The 25,280-nt window shown below is 42.9% G+C and carries 23 protein-coding genes and 1 pseudogene; 12 read left to right on the top strand and 12 right to left on the bottom strand.

Annotated features, from left to right (window positions below):
• The first annotated feature begins 9 nt into the window (after nt 1-9).
• Nucleotides 10-1,665: an FAD-dependent oxidoreductase gene (locus HMPREF1125_RS05650; RefSeq protein ID WP_000864448.1), complete on the top strand. Its 1,656-nt coding sequence runs from the start codon at nt 10-12 to the stop codon at nt 1,663-1,665.
• The gene (locus HMPREF1125_RS05645) at nt 1,655-1,951 is read left to right on the top strand and encodes a rhodanese-like domain-containing protein (protein ID WP_000258400.1); all 297 of its coding nucleotides are present in this window, start codon (nt 1,655-1,657) and stop codon (nt 1,949-1,951) included. The genes HMPREF1125_RS05650 and HMPREF1125_RS05645 overlap by 11 nt, the downstream gene beginning before the upstream one ends.
• 44 nt (nt 1,952-1,995) lie before the next feature.
• Here the strand turns inward: HMPREF1125_RS05645 and HMPREF1125_RS05640 are convergent, their stop codons facing one another.
• The 3 genes from HMPREF1125_RS05640 to HMPREF1125_RS05630 form a co-directional block, all read right to left on the bottom strand.
• Complete coding sequence (locus HMPREF1125_RS05640; RefSeq protein WP_000388667.1) at nt 1,996-2,484, bottom strand: prolyl-tRNA synthetase associated domain-containing protein; 489 nt, start codon at nt 2,482-2,484, stop codon at nt 1,996-1,998.
• A 260-nt stretch (nt 2,485-2,744) separates the two neighbouring features.
• On the bottom strand, nt 2,745-4,055 hold the full coding sequence (locus HMPREF1125_RS05635) for a DUF6630 family protein (RefSeq protein WP_000159363.1): 1,311 nt from the start codon (nt 4,053-4,055) through the stop codon (nt 2,745-2,747).
• Between the two features lie 53 nt (nt 4,056-4,108).
• Nucleotides 4,109-4,366: a metal-sensitive transcriptional regulator gene (locus HMPREF1125_RS05630; RefSeq protein ID WP_000185156.1), complete on the bottom strand. Its 258-nt coding sequence runs from the start codon at nt 4,364-4,366 to the stop codon at nt 4,109-4,111.
• A 182-nt stretch (nt 4,367-4,548) separates the two neighbouring features.
• Between HMPREF1125_RS05630 and HMPREF1125_RS05625 the strand changes: the two genes are divergently transcribed.
• The 8 genes and pseudogenes from HMPREF1125_RS05625 (at nt 4,549) to HMPREF1125_RS05595 (ending at nt 10,337) form a co-directional block, all read left to right on the top strand.
• A complete protein-coding gene (locus HMPREF1125_RS05625) occupies nt 4,549-5,169 on the top strand; it encodes a GTP pyrophosphokinase (protein WP_025172334.1) in 621 nt (206 codons plus the stop codon).
• Between the two features lie 9 nt (nt 5,170-5,178).
• A complete protein-coding gene (locus HMPREF1125_RS05620; protein ID WP_000698148.1) occupies nt 5,179-5,853 on the top strand; it encodes a response regulator transcription factor in 675 nt (224 codons plus the stop codon).
• Complete coding sequence (locus HMPREF1125_RS05615) at nt 5,854-7,086, top strand: sensor histidine kinase (protein ID WP_000488868.1); 1,233 nt, start codon at nt 5,854-5,856, stop codon at nt 7,084-7,086.
• Between the two features lie 51 nt (nt 7,087-7,137).
• On the top strand, nt 7,138-7,545 hold the full coding sequence (locus tag HMPREF1125_RS05610) for a hypothetical protein (RefSeq protein ID WP_000395334.1): 408 nt from the start codon (nt 7,138-7,140) through the stop codon (nt 7,543-7,545).
• 45 nt (nt 7,546-7,590) lie between these two features.
• Nucleotides 7,591-8,655, top strand: a complete 1,065-nt coding sequence (locus tag HMPREF1125_RS05605; protein ID WP_001085630.1) for an ankyrin repeat domain-containing protein — start codon at nt 7,591-7,593, stop codon at nt 8,653-8,655.
• 131 nt (nt 8,656-8,786) lie between these two features.
• Nucleotides 8,787-8,948 (top strand): annotated as a pseudogene (locus tag HMPREF1125_RS12870) (SMI1/KNR4 family protein); the annotation flags it as partial.
• 96 nt (nt 8,949-9,044) lie between these two features.
• Nucleotides 9,045-9,767 (top strand): DUF4241 domain-containing protein, encoded by a 723-nt coding sequence (locus HMPREF1125_RS05600; protein WP_000520816.1) that lies wholly within the window; start codon nt 9,045-9,047, stop codon nt 9,765-9,767.
• A gap of 12 nt (nt 9,768-9,779) precedes the next feature.
• Entirely contained in the window at nt 9,780-10,337 is a 558-nt protein-coding gene (locus HMPREF1125_RS05595; protein WP_000053801.1) for an SMI1/KNR4 family protein, read from the top strand.
• A gap of 218 nt (nt 10,338-10,555) precedes the next feature.
• Here HMPREF1125_RS05595 and HMPREF1125_RS05590 read toward each other — a convergent pair whose 3' ends face one another.
• The 8 genes from HMPREF1125_RS05590 to HMPREF1125_RS05555 form a co-directional block, all read right to left on the bottom strand.
• Nucleotides 10,556-11,593, bottom strand: a complete 1,038-nt coding sequence (locus HMPREF1125_RS05590) for an aldose epimerase family protein (protein ID WP_000649408.1) — start codon at nt 11,591-11,593, stop codon at nt 10,556-10,558.
• A gap of 146 nt (nt 11,594-11,739) precedes the next feature.
• Nucleotides 11,740-12,735 carry a tagatose-bisphosphate aldolase gene (lacD, locus tag HMPREF1125_RS05585; protein WP_002882942.1) on the bottom strand — a complete coding sequence of 332 codons (996 nt, stop codon included), beginning with the start codon at nt 12,733-12,735 and terminating at the stop codon, nt 11,740-11,742.
• A 10-nt stretch (nt 12,736-12,745) separates the two neighbouring features.
• A complete protein-coding gene (locus tag HMPREF1125_RS05580; protein WP_000936018.1) occupies nt 12,746-13,912 on the bottom strand; it encodes an SIS domain-containing protein in 1,167 nt (388 codons plus the stop codon).
• A gap of 228 nt (nt 13,913-14,140) precedes the next feature.
• Nucleotides 14,141-14,545 carry a PTS sugar transporter subunit IIA gene (locus HMPREF1125_RS05575; protein WP_004245965.1) on the bottom strand — a complete coding sequence of 135 codons (405 nt, stop codon included), beginning with the start codon at nt 14,543-14,545 and terminating at the stop codon, nt 14,141-14,143.
• A gap of 3 nt (nt 14,546-14,548) precedes the next feature.
• Entirely contained in the window at nt 14,549-15,370 is an 822-nt protein-coding gene (locus tag HMPREF1125_RS05570) for a PTS system mannose/fructose/sorbose family transporter subunit IID (protein WP_000185284.1), read from the bottom strand.
• On the bottom strand, nt 15,357-16,262 hold the full coding sequence (locus tag HMPREF1125_RS05565) for a PTS mannose/fructose/sorbose/N-acetylgalactosamine transporter subunit IIC (RefSeq protein WP_000616992.1): 906 nt from the start codon (nt 16,260-16,262) through the stop codon (nt 15,357-15,359). The genes HMPREF1125_RS05570 and HMPREF1125_RS05565 overlap by 14 nt, the downstream gene beginning before the upstream one ends.
• Before the next feature lie 26 nt (nt 16,263-16,288).
• Complete coding sequence (locus HMPREF1125_RS05560) at nt 16,289-16,765, bottom strand: PTS sugar transporter subunit IIB (protein WP_000156968.1); 477 nt, start codon at nt 16,763-16,765, stop codon at nt 16,289-16,291.
• The gene (locus HMPREF1125_RS05555; protein WP_000196617.1) at nt 16,762-18,549 is read right to left on the bottom strand and encodes a glycoside hydrolase family 35 protein; all 1,788 of its coding nucleotides are present in this window, start codon (nt 18,547-18,549) and stop codon (nt 16,762-16,764) included. The genes HMPREF1125_RS05560 and HMPREF1125_RS05555 overlap by 4 nt, the downstream gene beginning before the upstream one ends.
• Nucleotides 18,550-18,830: 281 nt before the next feature.
• Here HMPREF1125_RS05555 and HMPREF1125_RS05550 point away from each other — a divergent pair, with 281 nt between their 5' ends.
• Together HMPREF1125_RS05550 and strH are read left to right on the top strand one after the other, a co-directional pair.
• Complete coding sequence (locus HMPREF1125_RS05550) at nt 18,831-19,589, top strand: GntR family transcriptional regulator (RefSeq protein ID WP_162281877.1); 759 nt, start codon at nt 18,831-18,833, stop codon at nt 19,587-19,589.
• Between the two features lie 294 nt (nt 19,590-19,883).
• Nucleotides 19,884-23,915, top strand: a complete 4,032-nt coding sequence (strH, locus tag HMPREF1125_RS05545) for an LPXTG-anchored beta-N-acetylhexosaminidase StrH (protein ID WP_000764182.1) — start codon at nt 19,884-19,886, stop codon at nt 23,913-23,915.
• 57 nt (nt 23,916-23,972) lie between these two features.
• Here strH and purB read toward each other — a convergent pair whose 3' ends face one another.
• Complete coding sequence (gene purB / locus HMPREF1125_RS05540) at nt 23,973-25,271, bottom strand: adenylosuccinate lyase (protein ID WP_000610733.1); 1,299 nt, start codon at nt 25,269-25,271, stop codon at nt 23,973-23,975.
• Nucleotides 25,272-25,280 lie beyond the last annotated feature (9 nt).

Here is a 25,280-nt window from a genome sequence, read left to right as displayed (position 1 = left end):
AGAAAGTCAATGAAAGTTATCATTGTTGGAGGAGTTGCAGGCGGTATGTCAGCAGCAACCCGCCTCAGACGTCTCATGGAAGACGCTGAAATCACTATTTTTGAGAAAGGTCCCTTTGTTTCCTTTGCAAACTGCGGACTTCCTTACTATGTTTCAGGAGAAATTTCAAACCGTGATAGTTTATTAGTCCAAACTCCTGAAAGTCTCAAAGCACGCTTTAATCTCGATGTGCGACCATTTCACGAGGTTATCCAGATTTCGCCAGAAGAACACACTGTGACCGTACGCCATGATGGACAGGAATTCACAGAAAGCTACGACAAGTTGATCCTCTCCCCAGGAGCTAAACCATTTGTTCCTACCATTGAAGGTTTGGCAGAAGCTAAGAATGCCTACACGCTCCGCAATGTTCCCGATCTTGATGAAATTATGGCGGCCTTGGACAATCATCCAAAAGAAGCTGTCGTCATCGGTGCAGGCTTTATCGGGCTTGAAATGGCTGAAAACCTGGCGAAACGTGGATTACAAGTTACCATCGTTGAGAAAGCACCCCATGTCTTGCCACCATTAGATCAGGAAATGGCGGCCTTTGTCCAAGCAGAATTGCTGGCAAACGGTGTTCGCGTTATCACTTCTCAGTCTGCGACTCGATTTGAAGACCAAGGAAAAGTCATCGTTCTCGAAAACGGTCAAAAGATCACTTCTGACCTCACCATCCTTTCTGTCGGTGTTGAACCTGAAAATGGACTGGCTAAAGCTGCGGGAATTGAACTGGGACTTCGTGGTGGTATCCTGGTCGATGAACATTACGAAACCAGTCAAAAAGATATTTTTGCAGTTGGGGATGCCATCGTCGTCAAGCAAGAGATTACAGGCCAAGACGCTCTCATCTCTCTCGCTTCTCCTGCCAATCGTCAAGGACGCCAAGTGGCGGATGTCATTGCAGGACTCGGTCGTACAAACAAGGGCAGTATCGGCACTGCTATCGTTCGTGCCTTTGATATGACAGCTGCTTCGACCGGTCTCAGCGAGCGTATCCTTAGCATGAATCAACTTCCTTACAAGGCACTTCATGTCAGCGGTAAAGACCACGCTGGTTATTATCCTGGCGCTACTGATATGACCTTGAAGCTCCTCTTTGACCCAAACACTGGAAAAATCTATGGTGCCCAAGGAGTTGGGAAGAAAGGTGTTGACAAGCGAATCGATATCCTAGCAACTGCTATCAAGGGAAATCTCACCGTCTTTGACTTACCAGAATTGGAGTTCACCTATGCGCCACCATTTGGCTCTGCCAAGGATCCCGTCAATATGCTGGGCTACGCAGCCTTGAACCTTATCGAAGGTCTCAGCGACAATATTCAATGGTACCAGCTCGAAGACGAAATAGCTAAGGGCAAGAAATTCCTAGATGTACGGACAAGTGGCGAATTCCAAAGTGGCCGACTCAAAGTCGACACCATCCACATTCCCCTAAACGAACTACGGGAACGCTTGGATGAACTAGACAAGAACCAAGCTTACATCGTTAGCTGCCACAGTGGTTTGCGCAGCTATATCGCAGAGCGTATCCTCAAACAAGCAGGATTTACCGTCCAAAACCTTGACGGCGCTTATTCACTATACAAAATGGCTAACCCAGAAGGAGTAGAATATGGTAACTAATATCAGCATGGCTGACTTTTATGAAAAATATCAAAATGAAAATCTAGATCTCATCGATGTCCGTGAAGCACATGAATTCCAAGCAGGACATGCACCAGGTGCCAAAAATCTTCCCTTAAGTACCTTGGAGCAAGGCTACAAAGAACTCAAACCTGACCATGAATACCATGTCATCTGCCAAGGTGGAGTACGTTCTGCATCTGCCTGTCAATTTCTTAGAGCTCGAGGCCTCACCGTTACCAATGTAGAAGGTGGTATGAATGCTTGGCCCGGTCAAGTAGAATAAGCAAAAAAACCGATTAAGATGAACTTAGTCGGTTTCTTTAATCTTTATAACTCGATGATATGAGCTTCGTAGCCAATAGCTTCTAGGAATTTGAGTATATCTTTCGTATCCAAAAAGAGGGTTTTCTCGTTGGTATTGGGGTGGAAACTCATCCGTTTTTCCGACATGATTTCTTTGTCGAAATAAACCTGAATATCTTTGTCAGCATTGTTCAGCAAGCCAAATGGAGATACTACACCTGCTGGTAACATCATTTTTTCAAACAGGCTCTCAGAGGAAGCCATACGGATTCTATTGGCTCCTAACAAGTCTTTCAAGAGGTCCATATCCAAACGTTTTTTGTCATCCATAATCACGAGATAATAGGCTGTTTTCTTTTTGTTGGTGAGAAACATGGTTTTGGTACGGACACCTTCGATTCCCTCGATAAAACTATCTGCCTGCTCCGTCGTTAAGGCTGGCTCGTGCTCCACGATTTCAAAGGGAATATCTAGCCCATTTAGCATCTCTACTACTTTTTCGTATGCTTCCATTTGCTAGCCTCCTTTAACTTGTCTTACTACCTTTAATTATACCACAAAATGGGTTTTCTTCCAATTTATATCCAAGCATCTCTAGGTTTCTTTCATTTTCATACAAGTTATCTTAGACGGAACCCCAACTGTTAGGATGGGCATGATTTCCAGCCAGCAAGCCCATCTTTTCCACCGCATAGCCACAAGGTATATCCGCGATTTGTCCGATGGGTATAGCAAAAATCATCTTGAACTCCCTCCTTGAAATACACTAGCCATTACATATTTTTTGCATGGCCGAAACGCTGATTGATTGTGTGACTCAGAGTGACTAATTTTTCCAAAATATCCCTCTTGCAGATAAATAGCACATAACTATCACTATTAATATCCATACAAGCAAGACAGAAATCGTGTCCAGCCCATCTTTCGTCCAAAATCTTACACCAAGTAAGGATGTCATCCTCGTCGAACCAATTCTCCTCCAAATCAAGAGTTTGTTTAGCTGCCAGAGGCGTTAATTGGTACAGAAATTCATCCTTATCTGTCTTCCAGTCTAACTCAATCACTGTATTCACAGCGAGCAGTTCATCAGCAATAGCAAGCCATTTTATCGTAGCTTCATCGACTTCTTCGCCTATGCCCCGCTCGTCATATCTCTCTGCATACTGCTTGAAATAGGCTTTCGGTGATTCAAAGCAGGAGGTCAAACGAGATCGTACCTCACTATCATCTGTTAGCAATTGGGTTATTTCCTGATAGATTGCGATATTTTGCTGCTCATCTGTCCGCATATCTAGTACAATTTCCCAGTCTTCTAGGTCCGGTGTGACTCTGTTCTCCAAATATGCCCGAAGCATGTCTTGAGTTTCTTTCTCGCTCAGACCATTTTTTTCGTAGATTACATTCTCGTTGATTCGTTCGGCGTCGGCAACACTGATCTCAAAACGAAAAGCGTCCGAATCTTCATCCTGACAAACCTGTACAAAATCCGATACAAGCTGACTCCCCTTTAGTTTAACTGGCTGCTGAGGTATTAAAGTGAGAAAATCCCTATCACCATCTTGTACAGCTGCTAGTTGCTGCCATACTTCCTCAAGTTCAAAGCCATTTTGTTCCTTCTCACCATCATCTAGCACCCAATCCGCAAAGATTCTTCCGGAAATACTCGCAAAATCTTCTCCCTCATCTCCATCTAGATAAGGCTGATCACTTGTAACAGGGGCCATCTCTTTGACAACCTTTTCAGTCTCTTTTTGAATCCAACCTTGTCTAAAGAAATGGGCAACAACGCTAGGAAAGATCAAGACAGGCAGACAAATAAGAGTACCTGCAAGTGCGAGACCCTTATATCGATTTTTTGTGGGGCTCCCTTCTGATAGCTGATTTAGAAAGTCCGCTACTTGATTGAACAGTTCGCCCCCAGTGATCCAGAATAGGAACAAACATTCCACACCAAGTAGGCCAAGCCAGATAAGCGCCATTCGTTTCGCTACCTGACTACAGATCTCCATTTTAGTTTGTATAGGAATAGCTTCTGCCTCAGGAACACTCTGAAACCATTTTTCTGCTCGTTCTTCTTTTGTCATCTTTCCCCTCCTGTGATCCACTTTCTTATCTTGTTCTATCACATAGAGAACTACTATTTTCGTTTGATTAGGTACTGAACAGCCTTTTCTAAGCGTTCTTTTTGAGCCTCAGGGTCGTCTAGGGGTTGGTTGATGCAGGCTGTGAGATTCTCGGTAATGATCATCTCAATCACGCGCTCCACACTCGAACGAACCGCTGTCAACTGGGTAATGATATCTGCACAATCACGATCTTCATCGATCATCTTTTGAATTCCACGCAACTGCCCCTCTGAACGTTTCAGGCGTGTAATATACTTTGAGTTTGTCATCTTCTTATCCTTGGTCGATTTTTCTTCATTATATCTCTAATGGACTCCTTTGTCAAAATTCTCGTTCCCTCTTTATCAATAGAATCTCACCCTGCTATCGCTTTCATGATATAATAGAATGACAAATACTATTAGAATCTATGCTCGTAGCAATACGAGTCATTCTTAGAATGGACCAGCCTATGAACTCTATCTATGGCCCTTGCGAAGTCTACTTACCCACTATCTTGCAGACCTTTATTCAAGATATGGAAGAAGCCGCAGCTAATTACAAAAAAGAAACCTCCCTCAAACTATATGAGCATTTGCATGCACGCATCAAAACAGAAAAAAGTATGCGTGAAAAATGCCAACGCAAAGGCCTTCCTCAGACGAGTCAATCCGCTCTCAAAGAAATCCGAGATGCTATCGGCGTTCGGATCATCACAGGCTTTACAGATGATATCTACCGCATCGTAGAGTATATTCGTCAGATACCCACCATCCAGATTTTTAAGGAGAAGGACTATATTCGTCAGGTCAAGCCCAATGGCTACCGCTCCTATCATCTGATCCTCGAAGCGACCACTCCCTATCCAGATTGCCTGGGAAATGCCCAAGGTACCTACTTTATCGAGATCCAGCTACGCACTATTGCCATGGATTCCTGGGCCAGCCTTGAGCACCAGATGAAGTACAAGAAAAACATCCAAAACCCTGAACGAATCACGCGCGAGCTCAAACGTTGTGCCGATGAGCTTGCTTCATGCGACTTGACCATGCAGACCATTCGTGATTTGATTCAGCGATCTGACCAAGACTAAGGAGAACCTATGAAAATCCTACTTGCCGAAGATGAAGCTCAACTAAATCGCGTCATCACTGTTGCTTTAGAACGCGAAGGCTATCGCGTTGATTCTGTTTTCAATGGACAAGATGCTGTCGAAAAAGCTACAACTAACCACTATCACCTCATGATTTTTGACATCATGATGCCAATCAAAACTGGAATCGAAGCCCTCAAAGAAATTCGCCAGGCAGGCAATACGACCCACGTCATCATGCTGACAGCCATGGCTGAAGTAGATGATCGTGTAACCGGACTCGATGCAGGTGCCGACGACTACTTGACCAAGCCCTTCTCACTCAAGGAACTATTGGCTAGACTCCGTTCTACTGCCCGCCGTCTGGAGGACTATACCCCAGATACGGTCCAATTAGGAAATACTCGCTTGGATATTGACGAACAAGAATTAGCTGCTACAAACAGCATTCGTTTAGGGAAAAAGGAGACTCAACTCTTGACCCTCCTCATTCAGCATGCTAATCAAACCCTCAGTTGTCAACAACTACTAGAGCAAATCTGGCCAGATGAGCTGGAAGAAAGTGATTACGAGCTCGTTTTTCTCTATATTTCCTACCTACGCCAAAAACTCCAAAGTGTTCAGTCCAACTTGCAAATCTTAGGATCTGCAGAAGGGCTTTTCCAACTGATAGGAGGCGACTAGATGTTTCGAAAACTACGCATCAAGTTTATTGTCACAGCCACTGCTGCTATCGCTCTGATTCTTGCATTCTTTCTAGTCTTGATGAATAGCATCGTCTATACTCAGACAGAGGATAATATCCAAACCGTCCTCTCCATCTTGTCTAAAAATGAAGGCGAACTCCCAATCACAGATGAAATCAAGGAAAGTTTCACCAAAAAGAACATTCAGGAAGGAATTATCTACAATTTCCAGTACTTCTCTGTCAGAGAAAAGGGGAATGACTACACTATTTCTCTGGGCAATGTCCAATCACTGACCGAAGCAGACGTCAGAGGTTTTCTCCAGAGAATTCTTAAAAAACCGGAAACCTATGGCACTATTAGCCGCAACGGGCGCTACTTCACCTACCAGATTAGTCAGACAGCTTCGGGCAAGCTCCTAGTCTTCTTTGAAGCTACCAACTACATTCGCGAACGGGACACCCTCTTTCAAGTCTCTATCTGGTTATCACTGGCTAGCCTATTTCTCCTTGCTCTGCTCTTTACCTTGATTTCTGGGATTGTTATCCGTCCCTTCGTCAAAAACTATGAGAAACAACGAATGTTTATCACTAATGCAGGTCATGAACTCAAAACACCGCTGGCTATCATCTCAGCCAATACCGAACTGCAGGAACTCATGGAAGGAGAGACCGAGTGGAGTATCAGCACCAAAGAACAGACCGAGCGTCTCAACCACTTGATTGGAAGACTGATCCGACTTGCTCGACTCGAGGAGCAAGAGGATATCAAACTAGCTCCTCAAAATATCTCGCTTATTGCTGAGAAAGTTGCGACAGATTTTGCTCCCCTCTTTAAAAAGGAAGATAAAAAATTTGAAAGCCTGATTGAAGCAGACCTTGTAGAAAAAGTAGCCCAAGAGGAATTTTATGAGCTTCTTAGCATTCTTCTTGACAATGCCCGCAAATACTGTGATCCAGCAGGCACCATCCGTCTGACTCTCAAACACAAAGCCTATCTCCTACGCAAGCGCACCTGTATCACCGTATCTAACGACTACAAAGACGGGCGGCCTGCCAATATCAAACGCTTCTTTGACCGCTTTTATCGCGCTGAAACATCACACAATAACCAAACCACCTCTGGGTATGGCATTGGCCTCTCTATGGCTCAACACCTTGTCAGCCTGTTTAGAGGAAAAATCTTTGTCAGCTATAAAAAGCAGGTGATTACCTTTACCATCTGGTTGTAAACGTGGAGAGTCTGGTCAGAGTTCATTCAATTACAACATAAGGAGAAGCCAATGGAATTTTTAGTAGTTGAGGAGGGTATTCCTCAAAGCATCGGTTGCGAAGAGGCAACGATAGCATATTATGGAAGTGAGATAGAATTTCATTATGAAACCGTGCCGCCACATGGAGATGATATTTTTTCTGCAAAATTGCCTTTATTAGATATTCAACTTCCATTTTGGATGTATGGAAGAAATCTCATATTTTTAGATGCCTATTATTTGCTTGCAGAAACAGTAAAGAAAGGGACTTGGAATCCTATAACAAGTATGCTTATCAATATCCATACAGGAAAATATGCCAGCTTAGATCACTGGTACAACAACATTTCGGTCAAGGAAAAAGAAATCGAGTTAAAAAATGACTACGATGGAAGATCTATGATTTTAAAAGATGTTAATGGGCTTAAGTGGGTTTAGAAATGTAAAATGCAAATATTGGTTTTATATTAAAGGAGAAGAACAATGGCCAAAAAAAGAGTGACCTTACCTAAAAATTTTGATGAACTGATTACAGCAAGAGATATTGAAGCTCTTAAAGCAGTATATGATAAATGTGAGCTTACTGCTCATGACGGCAGATACAGCTTAAATACGGCACTTCATTTTGGAGGTGTTCCTGATGAGCTTGTTATCTGGCTGGTGGAACAGGGTTTAGATGTAAATACTCCTGATTATTATGGGCGTACACCATTATATAAACATGCCACTTTGGGGAGAGATACTGTAAAACTGCTGTATGAATTAGGCGGAGATATACAAAAACCTGATACATATGGGAGTACGCCTCTGCATACGGCAGCAGGGTTTTTCCGACCTAAGATAGTCAGTTTTTTGATTGAAAAAGGTGCAGATGTTAATCCCAAAACTGATATGGGACGAACTCCTTTAGCTGAAGCCCTTGCTACTTGTAGGCAGATTAATATTGCACAGGTAGCAGAAATTGCAGAAATGCTCATAAAGGCGGGCGCTGAGGTAACTCCTGATATGGCAGAAAGAGTCGAACTAATCGGAAAGGATTTTGAATTTCACAGAGAAAACTTTAATAAAGATTACTTGACTGAAACAGAAGCAGGGCTTGAGAGACTCTATGCACTGTTTGATGTAAAGCCTGCTCCGAAACGCAAGATACATGACGGAGTTTCTCCTATTATTGTAAAAAAAGGTTCTTGGAAGGAGCAGTATAACGAGCTTTGGGATTTACTCATTCCTTCAAGCGGGCCAGCGAAAACTGTACAAGGCGAAGTGATCCGTATAACAGGGCGCGTACAGGATGAGCTCTATAGAAATGGCGGTGTCAACTGGGATAAACACTACCGGAACATGCTTAAAGCCCTACCAAATCATTTCGCTTCAGGTACACCGCTTTCCGAAGAAGAACTGGAAGAAACTAAGGAACTGATTTCCAGCATCCGTGCAAAAGGCTGTGATGAAGATACTATAACTGAACGTTTGTGTGAACTTTCGGTTCTCTGGGTAGGTTTAAATCCTGATCCGCTTCCTTTAGGGGAAATAGATTATAACAGATGAATACATAATCTGTAGGAGACTTAAAATGGTCAAATTAAAAGATATAGGAAATTTTAAATCTGTTCCACAAATTGTAAATGATATCATAAATGGAAATACATCGGCATTAGATGAGTATTTTCAAAGGGATGGAGTATTGTGACAGCTGTTTCCTGATGGTGGATTTTGATCCTGATAAAGAAGGAAAAGAAGGTCAGATTCTTTGCTATATCCATGATCCTGATGAAGTTGTGTATGTAGCAGAAAGTCTTAAAGACCTAATCTTTTCGATCATTAGGGAAATAAAAGCATAAAATGCATCCTTTGTGTAGGAAAATGTATAATGAGTACGCAAATCTTTAACTCTGAGAACACCGATCTAAGATAGAAGATTTAGAAAGAAACCGTTTATGGGAAAAACACAAACTTCACAAAAATGGTTACAGAAATACCAAGAAATAAAACATCTGCTCACTTCGTCTATCAATTATGCAGACTATTTTGATAGGAAAGAAATACAGGACATGGAAGTTTTTGTTTTGGATATGGGGGAAGTGACTTTTCCTAGTGGAGAAATTCTGGTCCGAGATCCTTTGGTCTGGCTCCGTAGAGAGGAAAAGCCTTACTTACAATCTGTTCCCAAAGGAACATATAGACTAAAAACCTTAGTAGCCAAGTTAGAAGAAGATCACTACAGGTATATAGCAACGAGAATCCAATTTACAGATCAAGTGCCAGTCATCTACTATGAAGCACTGACTGGTGATGAAGATATAGACACTGTTGAAAAAGACTCTTATTTTGGATTTGCAGTTGACGCAGGTCTGGCAACGATAGTGGACGTTGACGCCAAGAATGCCTACTGCGATTTTGAAGAGAGTTGGTATAAAGAAAATCCTGGCAAAAATATCTACGACGATTTCTTTGCAGCAATTTTTGCCCAAAACGCCATAGAAAATCCCCTTTATCAGCGAGAAGGCGGAGATTGGATTAACTTTAAAATTCCTAACACTGACCTAAGCATTCCGATGATTCAATCAGGTTTTGGAGATGGTGTCTATCCTGTGTACTTTGGCTATGATAAGGATAATCAGCTTTGTGATTTAGTTGTCGAATATATTTACGTAGAATAGAGAGGAATAGCAATGTCACTAAAAAAAGTCTATGATTATTTTCATCATTATGATTCTAAAACCTACCAAGTTGTAGCCTGCATGGGAAATGAACCCTCCAAACAGGATATAGAAGATTTTGAAAAACTGTATCAAATCAGTCTTCCAGACGACTTTAGAGAGTTTACCATGTCCCCCCTAGGCGGACTCTATATGGAAGTCAGGGAGGAACTGTGGCCAAGAGCCAAAGAATTTGATGTGGCCCCATTTTGGACATTTTGCCGTGGTATTAAGGTTTACGGCATTGCAAATGAGATACCTGATTTTCTAGACATTCGTGTCAAAACAAAGGAACTACACGACCAAGGTTTTGTGGATTATATTCCATTTTTATCACTAATCGGCGATGGAGATCAGATCTTTTGCTTTGACAAGAACAACAAAATCGTCATACTGGATTGGTATGCGACAGGTGAAGCCGTAGAAACTGATAGCGACTTTTCAGATCTTTTGCTCAAGCAAATCCAAGAACTGGAGGAGCGTAAAAACAGAATGTTAGAGAGAATCGAGAAGCAGAAAAAAGAAAAATAAGCCATGGGTTAGTAAAGTTATCTCTAATGTCATCACAATAGCACGAAACTCAAAAGTATCTGAGACAAAAAGATTTTGATTTTAGGAATTCTTTATTATAAATTTTTAAAATCGATAGATTAGAAAAAAAGCGAACAAGACAGAATTCTGAGTGTCAGATAACTCGTTTTGTTCGCTTTTTATATTTAAGGTTAGACTTTTGTCCTAGACTCTTCTTTTTATTTGACAACAATCTCGTAACGAGTTTTACTTGTGAAGGTTTGCCCTGCTTTGAGAATGACTTGGTCTTTGAGGTCACTGTGAATGGCATCTGGTAAAGCTTGCGCTTCAAGGGCAATCCCATTGTGCTGTACCATTGGCTGACCAGCTATGAGCACACTCTCATCCACAAAGTTTGCTGTGTAGACCACAAAGCAAGGGGCTTCTGTCTTGAAAAGTAGGAAGCGACCTGAGTTTTGGTCATAAAGGAAACCAGCATTGTCATGACCTGTAGGAAGAGCAAATGGGTGATCCAAACCAGATACCAGCTGGATTTGCTCATCATCTTCTGCAAAGATATCCTTCAACAAAGCTCCATTGTAGATGTGTTTAACCACATCACGAGTAGCGTCTGGAGTCTTAGCCGGAACACCGTCCGGAGCGATTGGGTAAATGCCCTCTGTGTTTAGCTGGAAGATATGGCGGTCAACTGTCTGCGTGAAATCACCAGACAAGTTGAAGTAGCTGTGATTAGTTGGATTGACAAGCGTATCCTGATCTGTCGTCACCTTATAGCTGATTTCGTAGGCACCAGTTTCTTCCAAGTGATAGCTGATCCAGATCTTGAGATTGCCAGGGAATCCTCCCGTCCCGTCTGTCCGCTCTGTGTAGAGAGTCAAGCCATGGTCGCTCACCTCAACCAATTCAAACAAGCTCGCATCCCAACCTGTTGAACCACTGTGGTTGCAGTTGCTTGCATTGTTGACTTCAAGGTCATAGGTCTTGCCATTGAGCTCAAAGGTCGCACCTGCAATACGGCCCGCTACAGGACCTACACTTGCTCCATGCTTGGGACTATTGCCTACATAGCTATCAAAGTCATCAAAGCCCAAAATTACATTGGCAAAATTTCCAGCCTTGTCAGGTGTGACATAGCGCAAGATGGTCGCACCATAAGTCATGATTTCTAGTTGGTAGCCACTGTCAGTCTCAAAGCGATAGGCCAAGACATCCTTGCCCTCATGATTTCCAAATACACGCTCTGTGTATGCTTTCATTCTTCTCTCCTTTGATCCATTTCTCTTAAGTAAACAAACCATAGAGAGCCTATTCACTATCTATGGTTGTAGTTTCTATTTTCAGAATCCTTTGTCAGAAAACCTTACGTATCTTCTTAACAAAAAGGGACTCTTCTATTCTTGTTTTATGCTTCTACACGTTCAGTCCATGAAGTCGCTGTTGTTTGAAGAACCTTGTTGAGTTCGTCAATGTTCTCAAATCCAGTTGTACGCAACCACTCACGAGCTGCTGCTTCACCGTCTTTGATGTAGGCTTCAACTGATCCTGCCCAGGTTGCACGTCCGCAAAGAACGCCGTTGAAGTTTGCGCCTGATTCGTGGGCAAAGACAAGTGTTTCTTGGAAGAGTTTGGCTGACACTCCCGCACTCAAGTAGATGTATGGCAAGTTAGTTGCTTCATCTTGTGCTTTGAAGAAAGCTGCTGCTTCTTCGCGTGTATGCACGATTTCACCATCGCCAAAGCCTTCAACGTATTTGACGTTGACTGGAACTTCCACTTTCAAGACATCAATGTTAAAGCGTGAGTCTGAGAAGACCTTCATGGCACCGATAACCTTGTGTGGTTTCACTTTGGCATATTCTGCAGAACCTGCGTCGGCGATTTTTTCATCGTAAGCCAAGATTTCAAGGAAGAATGGAATGTCTTCTGCCACACACTCTGAACCGATGCGTTCGATGTAGGCTTGTTTTTCTTGGTTGAGTTCGTCAGAACTGTCTACATCGTAGTAAAGCAAGAATTTGACTGCATCTGCACCTTGTTCTTTAATGCGTTTTGCAGACCAAACATCCAAGCAGTCAGGCAAGCGTTTGGTGCTTGTTGTGTCGTAGCCAGTTTTCTCATAAGCAAGGAGAAGACCAGCATTTGGAGCAAGCGCTTTTGTAGCTGGAAGTCCATACTCAGGGTCGAGAAGCATAGAGGATGCGTATTTAGTCAATTCATCTGCTACCAAAACCTTGAGTTCTTCCATTTGAGCCACTGTTGGCTCTTCTGTTTGGTATTGAGCCATGAGGCGTTTCAAAGCGCCACGTTGGTCAAAGGCAAGAGCTGAGATAATGCCGTTCTCGTCAGAGAGTTTTTGCAAGCAGGCTACTTTATTCGGACTTAATTGTAATTTACTCATAGATACTTCCTTATTTTTGATAGTCATGAATGATAACACCTTGTACCACACGGTTTACTGTACCTGTAGGAGACGGTGTATCTGGTTTATTTTTCACTTTAAGCGAAGTCAAAAGGGCAAAGAGTTGGGCATAAATGATGTAAGGGAAGACACGGTAAATATCGTTCAAGACACCACCACAGCCAAGAGCTACTTCTTTGACATTTTCAAGACCAAAGGCTTGATCACTCAAGAGCACAACACGACGAGCAATACGGTCACCAGCCACTTCACGAACCAAGTCCAAATCGTACTTGCGAGTATAATCTGTCGTTGTACCAAAGACCAAAACAACTGTATTTTCGTTGATAAGAGATTTTGGACCGTGACGGAAGCCAACTGGGCTTTCATACATGGTCGCCACTTGACCAGCTGTTAATTCCAAAATCTTGAGCTGAGCTTCATGAGCAAGTCCAAAGAAAGGACCAGCGCCCAGGTAGATAACGCGGTTAAAGTCAAGGTCTACAAGCTCTTTAACATCTGCTGCATTGTCTAGAACTTTGTGGGCAAGGCTAGACACAACTTCAAAACGTTCAGCTTTCACAGCAAATTCTGTAGGATCAAAGACCAAGAGAGCTGTCAACATCATAGACGTAAAGCTAGAAGTCATGGCAAATCCAGCATCATTAGAGGCAGCTGGTTGCAAGAGCAAAAGATTGCGCTCATCGCCATGAGCTTGAAGCGCCAATTTACCATCTGCAGCACATGTAATGGTCACTTGATAGAGGTCGTCAACCAAGGCTTTAGCCAAATCAACAGTCGCCACACTTTCAGGTGAATTCCCACTACGAGCAAAGGAAACAAGGACCGTCGCCACATCTTTTTTCAAATAAGTTTCTGGATTGGCAACGATATCTGTTGTCGCAATGGCATTGAAATTCCATTTGCGTTCGTCATAGACTTCCTTAAAGTATGGCACCAAGGTGTCCCCCACATAAGCAGAAGTACCAGCACCCGTCAAGATGACCTTGATATAGTCATGTCTATCAGCGATACCTTGCAGAAAGGCTGCAATTTCTTCTCGTTTTGCTTGATAGGCTTCAAAAGCTTCTTTCCATACATCAGGCTGTTGGTAGATCTCACGAGTTGTGATTTCTGCACCCAGTTCAAGTAATTCTTCTTTTGTGTAATTTAGCATAGAGTTCCTCTAATCTATTATTGTTTCATTCCTATTGAAAATATGGGAATGGGAGTGACTCCCATTCCCATGTATATTCTATACAAGCTGTTCTAACGGTTTTCAGGTTATCACATCTTATTGAATTGAGTTCCAACTAAAATCTTGGGGAAAAAGACCGATTATCTTCGGAGCATCGCTCCATCCTCCTATCGCCTATTTCCCCTGTGATTTTCACGTTGTCATATCTTATTCATCTTCGTCATCATCGAAGCCTGCTAGCAGATCATTGACTTTTACAATGCTTTCTGTAGCACGGCTCTTATAATCCGCATCTGCACCTGTAAGGCTCGCATTGATAAATTCAATCACCATTGGAAGATTCATCCCTGCGTAGAGTTCAATGTCGCGACCTTCCATGATCAAACGGCTCACCACGTTACATGGTGTTCCACCGAGAAGGTCCGCAAAGACTAGGAAATCATCCAATCCTTCGATAGCAGCTTCAAATTTTGCAGTAAATTCTTCTGGGCCATCTTCTGGAAGAAGGGCCACTGCATGAATGTTGTCTTGTGGACCCATAATCATTTCCGTGCTACCTTTCAGTTCTTCACAGAAACGACCATGACTCACCAAAATTAACGATTTCACCATAAATTATGCGCCCATTCCAAGCAAGAATTTACCGATGAATGAAAGACCTACTGCAAGAACGATAATGATACCGATCGCTTTAGTAGAGTTCATACCTTTCTTACCAAGCAACCAGAAGATAAAGGCAGTAAAGATTGCTGGAAGCAAGCGTGGGAAGATTGAGTTCAAGATGTCTTGGAAGTCAATCATCTTTTCACCGATTGGCAATTTGTAAGAAATGTCAAAGTTGATCATTGTTGCTACAAGAGCACCCATCATGAAGACACCAAGTACAGATGCAGCGTCAATCAAAGCTGTCAAAGTACTTTGCATGTTGTTGATAAGGTTAACCCCTTCTTTATAGGCAAATTCCAATTGTTTCCAACGGAAGATGTCATAAGCAACTGCAACTGCGATCCAAAGGAAGATACCCCATGGTTGGCCGGCGATAGCCATAGTTGCTGCGATAGATCCCATGATAGCAGGTACAAGTGAACCAAAGATTGTATCTCCAAGAGGAGCAAATGGTCCCATCAAACCTGTCTTGATACCGTTAACGGCATCTTTTGAACCCACACCATCTTTTTCTTCCATGGCAAGGTCAAAACCAGCGATAATTGTGTGGAAGAATGGTGAAGTATTGAAGAATTGAGTATGAACTTTCATCATTTCTTTCAATTCAGGAGTTCCATCCCCATACATTTTACGCAATTGAGGCAAGATCATGTAAAGGTAACCAGAAGCTTGCATACGTTCGTAGTTCCAACCTAATTGGAAAGTAAACAAGCTACGTTTGTTGATTTGATTAAAATCTTCTTTTGTAAGTTTGTAATTAGAATTCGTCATCTTCGATTTCCCCACTTTCTGATGGTGTAGAAGGTGCTGCTACAGCTACTTTTTGGCTGTTCTTAAAGTGAACAACTGCAAGGAAGATACCTACGATAGAAACACCGATCATAGACAAACCTTTGAAGTTATTAGCAAAGCCAATCTTTTCAGCAACATCAGCAGGAAGAGTACCAAGGATACCCGCAACAGCTCCACCAAGACCTGTTACATATGAGTAAAGAACAGTCAACATAGCTGTCAAACCGAATCCCATTGCAAGGTAGTGAAGGTTACGTTTAACTGGAAGGTAACGAAGCAAGATAGCGAATCCAAGACCTGGAAGCATACGACCTGCAAGTGTCAAACCATCTGCAATCCATTGATATTCTTTAACAAGGTCTACTACTGATTGTACGAAAGCACCACCAAAAGCAAGAGCGAAGAATACTGGAAGGGCACGAGAAAGAGCCCAAGGCACTGCACCAAGTAGGTAGTTGCGTTCGATACCTTTGTAGTCAAAGCGTTCGATCGCAGCATCAATACGGTGTGCAAAGAAAGTAGTTGTCATACGTCCAAGAACGTCGAAGTATGTCAAAAGTGCTGCTACTGGTACAGCGATTGTTGTGATCGCAAGATCTGTATCAATACCTTGAGAGATAGAGAATGCTGTTGCAAGAACCGCACCAGAAGTTGCGTCGATACGAGAAGCACCACCGAAGGTACCAACCCCGAGAACGAACAACTGCAAGCTACCACCGATAAACAAACCAGTTGTCACATCTCCCATGATCAAACCAGTAATAAAACCAGCGAATACAGGGGAACCTGCAGATGAAACGATTGTCAACTCATCACAGATTTGATAAGCTGAGTACAAAGTGAGAAGTAAAATTTGCCACCATTGTATCATAACAATGACCTCCTAAAAATTTTTTCCTATTTTAACAAGCTCAAAAAGTCTGAAACTGGATCATTTGGAACCATTTGAGCAGTGAGTTTCACACCTTTTTCTGCTAGTTTGTGGAAATCTTCCACATCCTTGTCTACCACGTTGATAGAACGTGTGATAGAGCGAGTTTCTGGTGTTTGAGACATATTGCCGACGTTGAGTGTTTCAAGCGGAACACCTGCTTCGACCAAACCAAGGAAACGGTCTGGTTTACGTGCAACGATAAAGAGACGTTGGCTATCGTATTTACCAGCAAGGATATTTGCTGCTGCTTTCTCAACTGGCAAGATACTGAGTTTCACACCTGGTGGTGTCGCAAGTTTCAAACCACTCTTTTCAATATCGTTGTTAACAACTTCGTCGTCTACAACCATAATGCGTGAAACATTTAGTTTTCCAGCCCAAAGATTGGCTACTTGACCGTGGATCAAACGTCCATCGATACGGCATCCTACAATTGTCATAAGTTTTCCCCCTTTATGTGTTTTAGTGTAGGTTTACGAGTTAAATGGATCTCTTCTTTATATTCGCCCTCAGTTTCAAAGATGATGATGCGGTTAGCACCTTCCTTGAGATAGCTATGAGGGATATAAAGTGAGAGGGTCGGGCCGACATTCCAGAAACGCCCTAGGTGACGCCCGTTGACAAAGGCAACTCCCTTACCAAACTCAGACAAGTCTAAGTAGGTATCCTTCGGCTCTTCAACAGTAAAGTCGAAAGCGTAAAAGGCTGGTTGTCCTTCTGTCCATCCTTTTGAAAAATCAATCTTCTCAGGATTATCCAGTGGCAGTGGATATTGTTTCCAATTCAGTAAGAAATGTAGATCTTTGCAGACACCTGTACGAATTCCTTTATGTTGCGTATCTGCTAAGAACTTGTGTCCATAGTTAACACGCCCCATATTTTCGATCAGGATATCAATCTCTGAACAGCCTTCTCGGTTTCCCTGACAGTAGATGTCTTCACCAATCTCTGTCTGGTATTGAGTAGCAATCCATTGACCATCTACAAAGAGTTGAGCTCGGTCACGTCCATCGATGATACGGAGGCGTTCCTCTTCTGCATCCCAACTTGCCTCAGTGCGGTAGAGAAGGTAGCCATAGCTTTGACCAAGTTCTTCCATCGCTTTCGGATAGAGACTTTCAGTAGGACTAGAGAGACTATCCAGGGTTTCAAACAGGGAAACTTTTTCGGCCAATGGAACGGCCTCTATCTCCATGCTTTCCTTATAGAGTGGTTCCAACTGTGGATACTCTGGGAAGTGTGTTGCCATCATCTTCTTGACTGCTAGGTATTTAGCAGTTGGATTTCCTTCTTCATCGAGAAGGGCGTCATAGTCGTAAGATGTGACTTGTGGCAAATCCAGAGTTCCTCGAGCCGAGCAACCATTCATGAAACCAAAGTTTGTTCCACCATGGAACATGTAAAGGTTGATAGAGCCTTGCTCCAATACCTCTCGAACAGCTTCTGCCAATTCTTTAGGATCCCGTGTGATAATGGGTTCTTTCCAACGGTTGAACCAACCATCCCAGAATTCCATACACATGAGAGGCCATTTCTTGCCATGCTCATCAAAGAATTCTTGCATTTGTGAAAAGTTGTAAGGAGCCTTAGAACCGAAGTTCCCTGTCACAAAGAGGTCATCTTCGATCAAGGTTCCGGCTTTCAGAGTAGCCCTCCATGGACCATCTGAAGTAAAGAGTGGGCAATCAATCCCTCGTTCTTCCATCAATTTTCGAATTGCTCGTAGATAAGACTTATCTTCTCCATAGGAGCCATATTCATTTTCGACTTGCATCATGAGAATATTCCCGCCATTATCCAACAAACGAGGCACAAGCCTTGGCAATAATTGGTCATAATAGCGAGCAATCGCCTCGATGTAGGCCGGGTCGGACGAGCGGATTCGCATGTCCTTTGTCAAGAGCCAAGCCGGCAAGCCACCAAATTCCCATTCCGCACAGATAAATGGAGACGGGCGTACAATGGCATAGAGACCCAAATCTTGTGCTATTTGAAGAAACCTCTCCAAATTTCTGGCACCTTCAAAATCAAATTCCCCTTCAACGGGTTCATGTAAATTCCAAGCCACATAGGTCTCGACCGTATTAAAGCCAAGCGCCTTTAAGTTATAGAGAGAATGATACCAATCCTCTGCTGGAATCCTAAAATAATGAATGGCGCCAGACAAAATCTTGAACGGCTTCCCATCTAAATAGAAATCGTCCTCAATTTTAAATCTTGTCATGTTACCACCTCTGACGAATTAAGTTTGCGCTTTCATTTATTATAATATTAAATATAATCAAATCTTTTGCATTTGTCAATAGGTTTTAGAAAATTCTTTAAAATTTTTCTATTTTTTTACTTACCATTTACCAAAATTATCTAAAAATAGCATGAAAGCGATATTTTAATGTATGATAATTCACAAGGTTATAAAATGGAATTTTTTACATGTAACATAACATTTTTAGTCTATTATTTTAATTTTTTTTTTACCTAAATACTACTATTTTGTCTGTATTTATGGTAGAATCAAAATTGGAGAAAGAGAATCGAGGTGAAATTATGGCTATTCCAAAATACCAATATATTAAAGATGAATTAAAAAACAAAATCATCTCTGGTCAATTTGCAAGTGGAGATAAATTTTATACAGAAGCAGAATTGATCGCGATGTATGATGTTAGTTCAATCACTGTTGTGCGTGCTTTGAATGACCTTGCAAAAGACGGCTATATTGTCCGCCAACAAGGGAAAGGGACTTTTGTTTCTCGTGCCCGCAAGCACAAACTCGTTGAATTTTCAGATGTCGAAATCTTTGAAACAAAAGATGATAAAGTTACTGTCCTTTCTATCGAGCGCGGAAACAAGCTTGAATACCTAGAGAAGCTTGGATTACGTGGAGATCAGTTCTACTACAAAATTGAACGTACCCGTCAAACAAATGGCGTAACTTACATCTACCACACATCCTATATTCCTGAACAATACATCAATGCCAACTATCCAAATCTTGACTATTATAGTTCTATCTATAAACGCTTCAAATTGGATTACCGCATTCACATGAACGATGAACATTTTGAGGAAATCAATGAAATCGCATTTCCAACACCAGAGCATGTTGCTTCTGTACTTGGAATCGATACGCAATTTCCAACTGTCTTCCAAACGAAGACTACTAAACTTGAGGCTACTGGCCAAGTCCTCGCCTATAGTGAAACTTATAAGCGAGCAGACTACTACAAAATTAAATTCCTCTCATGTAATCGAGGTCATTAAGAGAAAGCTTGAGCCTAGCTCAGGCTTTTTCTATATTCATTATAGCACGAGAAAGAGGTTGTGAGAACGCTATGAAGGGTTCTTATTTAATTAGTAGCGTTTTTACTAAAAACAAGTTAAATATTCGCTTTCTCTTTCTTATTTCTGGAAATAATTTTCTTCTAAATCTTATGATTTCCTCTATTTATTATAGTTCTTATATAAACCCACTTGACATTTTACTCCTTAGATAATAAAATAAATTTGGTTTTGTGTAAACGCTATCATATATGATAATAACAAGGAGGTTTTGTCATGAAACTAGAAAAGAAACAGCGCTTCTCCATCCGTAAATACGCGGTTGGGGCAGCTTCTGTACTTATAGGATTTGCTTTTAGCGCACAAGTCGTATCTGCTGACGGGATTACTCCAGCTTCAACAGCTGAAGAAACTGTTCAAACTATTCAGGAGAATCCTCAGGCAGTCAAGGAAGCTGTAGACTCCAAGGCTCCAGAAAAACTGGAAGAAAAGGCTGACAAACCTGTAAAAGAGGAGGTCAAAGAAGACCAGGAGGCTCCTCGAACAGTTGCTCCAAAAACAGAAGAGTCAAGCGCACCAGTTGTGACAGAAAATGCTAGTCCAACTCCTACTACCGAGAAAGAAAGCCCCGCCCCAGCTGAAACTCCTGCTGAAAGCACTTCTTCAGAAAAGAAAAATGAAGCCGTCACACCTGCAGTATCCACTCCTAACACTGAACGAGCACCTCAGGTAAATGAAAAACTGGCTAAAAGAAAAATGATCTCAATTGATGCTGGACGCAAGTACTTTTCTCCAGATCAACTCAAAGAAATCATCGACAAAGCCAAACACTACGGTTATACTGATCTTCATCTACTAGTTGGAAATGATGGCATGCGTTTCATGCTAGACGATATGACGATCAAAGCCAATGGTAAAACCTATGCAAGCGACGATGTCAAACGTGCACTCGAAAATGGAACTGATGCCTACTACAAGGATCCAAACGGCAACCATTTGACAGAGAGTCAGATGACGGACTTGATTAACTACGCTAAAAACAAAGGCATTGGTCTCATCCCAACTGTAAACAGCCCCGGTCACATGGATGCGATTTTGCATGCAATGAAAGAACTAGGCATCCAAAAACCGAACTTCAACTACTTTGGTAAGGAATCTGCTCGTACCGTTGACCTGGATAACAAAGAAGCTGTTGAGTTTACCAAAGCCCTGATCGACAAGTATGCTGCATACTTTGCTGGAAAAACTGATATTTTCAATATCGGACTAGACGAGTACGCCAATGATGCTACAGATGCCAAAGGCTGGAGCGTTCTTCAGGCCTATAAATGGTATCCAGAAGATGGATTCCCTGACAAGGGTTATGATAAATTCATCGCCTACGCAAACGACCTTGCTCGAATCGTTAAATCTCACGGTCTCAAACCAATGGCCTTCAACGATGGAATCTACTACAATAGCGATACAAGCTTTGGTACTTTTGACAAAGATATCATCGTTTCTATGTGGACTGGTGGATGGGGCGGATACGACGTCGCTTCTTCTAAACTTCTAGTTGAAAAAGGTCACCAAATTCTTAATACCAACGATGCTTGGTACTATGTTCTCGGACGAAATGCCGACGGCCAAGGCTGGTACAACCTGGACCAAGGACTCAATGGTATCAAGAACACTCCAATCACTTCTGTACCAAAATCTGATGGGGCTACTATCCCATTCATCGGGGGTATGGTAGCTGCTTGGGCGGACACCCCATCTGCACGCTATTCACCATCACGCCTCTTCAAACTCATGCGTAGCTTCGCAAATGCCAATGCTGAATACTTCGCAGCTGACTATGAGTCTGCTGAGCAAGCCCTGAAAGAAGTCCCAACAGACCTTAACCGCTACACTGCAGAAAGTGTCGCAGCTGTAAAAGAAGCTGAAAAAGCCATTCGCTCACTTGATAGCAACCTCAGCCGTGCCCAACAAGACACCATCGACCAAGCAATCGCGAAACTCCAAGAAGCTGTCAGCAACCTAACCTTCACACCAGAAGCTCAAAAAGAAGAAGACGCGAAACGCGAAGTTGAAAAACTTGCCAAGAACAAGGTGATCTCAATCGATGCTGGACGCAAGTACTTCTCAGCTGAGCAACTCAAACGTATCATTGATAAAGCTAGCGAACTTGGATATTCTGATGTGCATCTCCTCCTAGGAAATGATGGACTTCGCTTCCTCCTTGATGACATGACCATCACAGCTAACGGAAAAACTTATGCAAGTGACGATGTCAAGAAGGCCATCATCGAAGGAACAAAAGCTTACTACGATGATCCAAACGGAACCACTCTTAGTCAGGCTGAAATCACTGAATTGATCGAGTACGCAAAATCAAAAGGTATCGGACTCATCCCAGCAATCAACAGCCCTGGTCACATGGATGCCATGCTCGTCGCTATGGAAAAACTTGGAATCAAGAATCCTCAAGCCAACTTCGACAAGGTCTCCAAAACAACCATGGACCTTGAAAACGAAGAAGCGATGAACTTTGTCAAAGCCCTTATCGGCAAGTACATGGATTTCTTTGCAGGCAAGACTAAGATCTTCAACTACGGTACAGACGAATATGCCAATGATGCGACCAACGCGCAAGGCTGGTACTACCTCAAATGGTATGGACTCTATGGCAAGTTTGCTGAGTACTCTAACACCCTTGCTGCCATGGCCAAAGAAAGAGGCCTTCAACCAATGGCCTTCAACGATGGTTTCTACTATGAAGACAAGGATGATGTTGAGTTTGACAAGGATGTCATCATCTCTTACTGGTCTAAAGGATGGTGGGGCTACAACCTTGCATCTCCTCAGTACCTTGCAAGTAAAGGCTATAAATTCCTTAATACCAACGGAGACTGGTACTACATTCTCGGTCAAAAACCAGAAGATGGCGGTGGCTTCCTCAAAAAAGCTCTCGAAAATACCGAGAAAACTCCATTTAATCAACTAGCATCAACTAAATACCCTGAAGTTGACCTTCCTACTATTGGTAGTATGCTTGCTATCTGGGCAGATAGACCAAGTGCTGAGTACAAGGAAGAAGAAATCTTTGAACTCATGACTGCCTTCGCAGATCACAACAAAGACTACTTCCGCGCTAACTACAATGCACTCCGTGAGGAGCTTGCTCAAATCCCTACTAACTTGGAAGGATACAGCAAAGAAAGTCTCGATGCCCTAAATGCAGCTAAAGAGGCTCTCAACTACAACCTCAATCGCAGCAAGCAAGCTGAGTTAGACGCTCTCGTAGCCAAGCTCAAAGCAGCCCGCCTAAGCCTCAAACCAGCGGAAACTCACTCAGGAAGCCTTGATGAAAACGAACTAGCTGCCAATGTTGAAACTAAACCGGAACTCATCACAAGAGCAGAAAAGATTCCATTTGAAGTTATCAAGAAGGAAAATCCAAATCTCCCAGCCGATCAGGAAAAGATCATCACACCAGGTGTAGAGGGCGAACGCACTCATTACATATCTGTCCTTACTGAAAATGGGAAACAAACAGAAACGGTTCTAGATAGCCAAGTAACCAAAGAACCTGTGACACAAGTGGTTGAAATCGGCGCCCCTATTACTCACAAAGGGGATGAACACGGTCTTGCCCCAGTCACAGAGGCAAAACCTAGACTGGACATCCAAGAGGAAGAGATTCCTTTCACTACCGTAACACGTGAAAATCCACTCTTGCTCAAAGGGAAGACTCAAGTCCTTACCAAAGGTGTTAACGGTCGTCGCAGTCATTACTACTCTGTAAGCACTACTGCTGACGGTAAAGAAGTGAAAACTCTTGTCGATAGCCTTGTAACGCAAGAAGCAGTGACACAAGTTATTGAAGTCGGAACCCTTGTTACCCATGTAGGGGATGAACACGGTCTTGCTCCAGTCACAGAAGCAAAACCAAGACTGGACATCCAAGAGGAAGAGATTCCGTTCACTACCGTGACACGTGAAAATCCTCAATTACCAAAAGGACAAAGTCAAGTAGTCGTTGCTGGAGTAAATGGTCGCCGTACCGTCTTCTACTCTGTCAGCACTACTGCTGATGGCAAGGAAGAAAGAACCCTTGTCAATAGTGCGGTATCGCAGGAAGCAATCGATCAGGTTGTCGAAGTCGGAACTGCCGTTAAGAAAGCTGAGCGAGCTGAAGCAACTACTAGCAAAGCAGATGAAAAACAACTCCCTGCAACAGGAAGTCAAGACTCTGCAGGCTTGGTCGCAGTAGGACTCATGGCCACACTAGCAGCCTACGGACTCACTAAGAGAAAAGAAGATTAAACCCCTTCGATAAGCATACAAAAAAGCGAGATTGAATCTCGCTTTTTATTGTTAGGATTAATCACCGAGTCCGATACGTTCAAAGATATCATCCACACGTTTAGTGTAGTATGCAGGGTTGAAGATTTCGTCGATTTCTTCTTGAGTGAGGCGTGAAGTTACTTCTGGATCTGCTTCAAGAAGTGGTTTAAAGTCTACTTGGTTGTCCCAAGAGTAGGCCGTTTTTGGTTGTACCAAGTCATAGGCTTTCTCACGCGTCATTCCCTTCTCAATCAAGGTCAACATGGCACGTTGGCTAAAGATAAGACCAAACGTAGAGTTCATGTTGCGGATCATATTTTCTGGGAAGACCGTCAAGTTCTTGACGATATTTCCGAAACGGTTGAGCATGTAGTCAATCAAGATAGTTGTATCTGGTGTGATGATGCGCTCAGCTGATGAGTGGGAAATATCACGTTCGTGCCAGAGAGCGACGTTCTCATAGGCTGTCACCATGTGACCACGGATAACACGCGCCAAACCTGTCATGTTCTCAGAACCGATAGGGTTGCGTTTGTGAGGCATTGCTGAAGAACCTTTTTGACCTTTGGCAAAGAACTCTTCCACTTCGCGCTGCTCAGATTTTTGAAGACCACGAATCTCAGTCGCCATACGCTCGATGGAAGTCGCGATGCTAGCAAGAACTGCAAAGTACTCAGCATGAAGGTCACGAGGAAGGACCTGTGTAGAGATTTCCTGAGCACGGATGCCCAGTTTGTCACAGACATATTGCTCAACAAATGGTGGGATGTTAGCAAAGTTCCCAACTGCACCAGAGATTTTACCAGCTTCAACACCAGCAGCCGCATGCTCGAAACGCTCGATGTTACGTTTCATTTCGCTGTACCAAGTTGCCAATTTCAGACCAAAGGTTGTAGGCTCCGCATGCACACCGTGAGTACGCCCCATCATGATGGTGAACTTGTGCTCCTTAGCCTTATCAGCGATGATGTTGGTGAAGTTTTCAAGGTCACGACGGATGATGTCGTTGGCTTGCCTATAAAGGTAACCATAGGCCGTATCCACCACGTCAGTAGAAGTCAACCCATAGTGGACCCACTTGCGCTCTTCACCAAGAGTCTCAGAAACCGCACGTGTGAAAGCCACCACATCGTGACGCGTCTCCTGCTCAATCTCCAAAATACGGTCGATGTCAAAATCCGCCTTCTCGCGAATCAAAGCCACATCTTCCTTAGGGATTTCTCCCAACTCAGCCCATGCCTCATCAGCCAAGATTTCCACCTCAAGCCAAGCACGGTATTTATTTTCTTCACTCCAAATGTTCGCCATCTCAGGGCGAGAGTAACGGTTGATCATGTTGATTCT

Source organism: Streptococcus oralis SK304, assembly GCF_000287715.1.
Taxonomy (GTDB): domain Bacteria; phylum Bacillota; class Bacilli; order Lactobacillales; family Streptococcaceae; genus Streptococcus; species Streptococcus oralis_Y.
This window is presented reverse-complemented; position numbering and strand designations above follow the sequence as displayed.

What these genes read in the sequence shown, in the direction of transcription:
- HMPREF1125_RS05650 (WP_000864448.1), top strand. Translation starts at nt 10, where the DNA reads ATGAAAGTTATCATTGTTGGAGGAGTTGCAGGCGGTATGTCAGCAGCA.
- HMPREF1125_RS05645 (WP_000258400.1), top strand. Translation starts at nt 1,655, where the DNA reads ATGGTAACTAATATCAGCATGGCTGACTTTTATGAAAAATATCAAAAT.
- HMPREF1125_RS05640 (WP_000388667.1), bottom strand. Translation starts at nt 2,484, where the DNA reads ATGGAAGCATACGAAAAAGTAGTAGAGATGCTAAATGGGCTAGATATT.
- HMPREF1125_RS05635 (WP_000159363.1), bottom strand. Translation starts at nt 4,055, where the DNA reads ATGACAAAAGAAGAACGAGCAGAAAAATGGTTTCAGAGTGTTCCTGAG.
- HMPREF1125_RS05630 (WP_000185156.1), bottom strand. Translation starts at nt 4,366, where the DNA reads ATGACAAACTCAAAGTATATTACACGCCTGAAACGTTCAGAGGGGCAG.
- HMPREF1125_RS05625 (WP_025172334.1), top strand. Translation starts at nt 4,549, where the DNA reads ATGAACTCTATCTATGGCCCTTGCGAAGTCTACTTACCCACTATCTTG.
- HMPREF1125_RS05620 (WP_000698148.1), top strand. Translation starts at nt 5,179, where the DNA reads ATGAAAATCCTACTTGCCGAAGATGAAGCTCAACTAAATCGCGTCATC.
- HMPREF1125_RS05615 (WP_000488868.1), top strand. Translation starts at nt 5,854, where the DNA reads ATGTTTCGAAAACTACGCATCAAGTTTATTGTCACAGCCACTGCTGCT.
- HMPREF1125_RS05610 (WP_000395334.1), top strand. Translation starts at nt 7,138, where the DNA reads ATGGAATTTTTAGTAGTTGAGGAGGGTATTCCTCAAAGCATCGGTTGC.
- HMPREF1125_RS05605 (WP_001085630.1), top strand. Translation starts at nt 7,591, where the DNA reads ATGGCCAAAAAAAGAGTGACCTTACCTAAAAATTTTGATGAACTGATT.
- HMPREF1125_RS05600 (WP_000520816.1), top strand. Translation starts at nt 9,045, where the DNA reads ATGGGAAAAACACAAACTTCACAAAAATGGTTACAGAAATACCAAGAA.
- HMPREF1125_RS05595 (WP_000053801.1), top strand. Translation starts at nt 9,780, where the DNA reads ATGTCACTAAAAAAAGTCTATGATTATTTTCATCATTATGATTCTAAA.
- HMPREF1125_RS05590 (WP_000649408.1), bottom strand. Translation starts at nt 11,593, where the DNA reads ATGAAAGCATACACAGAGCGTGTATTTGGAAATCATGAGGGCAAGGAT.
- lacD (WP_002882942.1), bottom strand. Translation starts at nt 12,735, where the DNA reads ATGAGTAAATTACAATTAAGTCCGAATAAAGTAGCCTGCTTGCAAAAA.
- HMPREF1125_RS05580 (WP_000936018.1), bottom strand. Translation starts at nt 13,912, where the DNA reads ATGCTAAATTACACAAAAGAAGAATTACTTGAACTGGGTGCAGAAATC.
- HMPREF1125_RS05575 (WP_004245965.1), bottom strand. Translation starts at nt 14,545, where the DNA reads ATGGTGAAATCGTTAATTTTGGTGAGTCATGGTCGTTTCTGTGAAGAA.
- HMPREF1125_RS05570 (WP_000185284.1), bottom strand. Translation starts at nt 15,370, where the DNA reads ATGACGAATTCTAATTACAAACTTACAAAAGAAGATTTTAATCAAATC.
- HMPREF1125_RS05565 (WP_000616992.1), bottom strand. Translation starts at nt 16,262, where the DNA reads ATGATACAATGGTGGCAAATTTTACTTCTCACTTTGTACTCAGCTTAT.
- HMPREF1125_RS05560 (WP_000156968.1), bottom strand. Translation starts at nt 16,765, where the DNA reads ATGACAATTGTAGGATGCCGTATCGATGGACGTTTGATCCACGGTCAA.
- HMPREF1125_RS05555 (WP_000196617.1), bottom strand. Translation starts at nt 18,549, where the DNA reads ATGACAAGATTTAAAATTGAGGACGATTTCTATTTAGATGGGAAGCCG.
- HMPREF1125_RS05550 (WP_162281877.1), top strand. Translation starts at nt 18,831, where the DNA reads ATGGTAGAATCAAAATTGGAGAAAGAGAATCGAGGTGAAATTATGGCT.
- strH (WP_000764182.1), top strand. Translation starts at nt 19,884, where the DNA reads ATGAAACTAGAAAAGAAACAGCGCTTCTCCATCCGTAAATACGCGGTT.
- purB (WP_000610733.1), bottom strand. Translation starts at nt 25,271, where the DNA reads ATGATCAACCGTTACTCTCGCCCTGAGATGGCGAACATTTGGAGTGAA.